We start from the raw sequence: 1,638 nt of genomic DNA on the forward strand, positions 1-1,638 counted from the left end.
CCCCCTCTGGCAGGATTGTTGTCACTGTTAAAATTTAACCAGTATGGGCGGTATTGAGTAAACTTTGTCTCGTATACCAGCAGAAAGAAAAGAAGCCATATTGAAGAAGCTACTGCCTCCATATTCAATGTCAGTAAGTGAGCTATCAAAAGAGGAAGGAATTAGCACTGCAACCCTGTATCATTGGCGGCAGCAACTCAGACGTTCAGGAGCCGCAGTGCCAAACAGCAACACTTCATCAGAGCAGTGGTCTGCTCAAACTAAACTTGCCATCGTCGCCGAGACTTACTCAATGACCGAGAGTGAACTCAGCCAATATTGTCGCGAAAAAGGTCTGTTTCCTGAGCAAATCCAAAGCTGGCGTAGCGAGTGTATGCAAGGGTTCATGTCGAGCAAAGAGCGGGAGGCTGAAGTAAAGAAGCAGGCAAAAGCGGATAAGCTTGAAATCAAAGAGCTTAAGAAGGAGTTACGCCATAAAGAGAAGGCTCTCGCTGAAACTGCTGCCCTGTTGGTTCTACGAAAAAAGCTCAGAGCCTTTTACGGGGAAGAGCCAGAGGACGACTAACCTCAACCGATGAAAGGCGACACCTGATTGCTCTTATACACGATGCCAAGCAAAGTGGTTGCCGCTTAGAGCGGGCTTGTCACGAAGTGCAAATTGACCTGAGAACTTATCGTCGATGGTATCGACAAGGAGAAGTTCAGACGGATAAAAGGCCGACCTGTGCAAGGCCAGAGCCTGCTAACAAGCTCTCACAACAAGAGCGTGATGCGATTATCGAGGTGTGTAACCGCCCAGAGTTCGCGAGTTTACCTCCGACTCAAATCGTGCCGACACTGCTTGATTGCGGTGAGTATATCGCCTCAGAGTCGAGCTATTATCGGGTACTGAGTGCACAAGGACAACTTCACAACCGAGGCCGTCAACGGAGTAGAAAAACACATGCTAAGCCAACGAGTTATACGGCGACAGGTTCGAATCAAGTCTACACATGGGATATCACTTACTTGCCTTCAACGACCCGAGGCCAGCACTATTATCTGTACGTCATAGAAGACATCTACAGCCGAAAAATCGTGGGTTATGAAGTCTATGAATGTGAGTGTGGTGAGTTAGCGTCACAACTCCTACAACGAACGTTAATGCGAGAGCAGTGCTTCAATCAACCGCTGGTTCTTCACTCAGATAACGGTGCGCCTATGAAGTCACTGACGTTCAAAGCGAAGATGGATGAGTTAGGTATTACCTCATCGTATAGCCGCCCAAGAGTCAGTGATGATAACCCGTATGTCGAGTCGTTGTTCCGAACGGTAAAGTACATGCCAAACTGGCCGTCAAAGGGCTTTGAAAATCTGGACGTCAGTCGTAGTTGGGTTGAAACCTTCGTGCGCTGGTATAACACCGAGCACAAGCACAGTAAGCTAAATTATGTCACGCCTTCACAGCGTCACAATGGAAAAGATAAAGAGATCTTGAAGCGCCGTGCTGAAGTATTACTCGCTGCCAAACAGCGAAAACCTGAACGATGGCCTGGTGATATCAGGAACTGTGAGCCTGTTGGCGAAGTCCACCTAAATCCAGAAAGAGAAGCTGCTTAATAAGCAAGCAAATGATGACAACTACCTTGAAAAACGCCG

The 1,638-nt window shown here is 47.7% G+C and carries 1 protein-coding gene; it reads left to right on the forward strand.

The features are described 5' to 3' along the window. Nucleotides 1–64: 64 nt before the first annotated feature. Nucleotides 65–1,599 (forward strand): IS3 family transposase gene (locus tag L2W36_RS27200; protein ID WP_443088413.1). Its coding sequence is split into 2 segments (ribosomal slippage): nucleotides 65–518 and nucleotides 518–1,599, totalling 1,536 coding nucleotides; the frame shifts between segments, so codons are not numbered across the junction. Nucleotides 1,600–1,638 lie beyond the last annotated feature (39 nt).

This window comes from Vibrio sp. McD22-P3, assembly GCF_021568915.1.
GTDB classification, from domain to species: domain Bacteria; phylum Pseudomonadota; class Gammaproteobacteria; order Enterobacterales; family Vibrionaceae; genus Vibrio; species Vibrio mediterranei.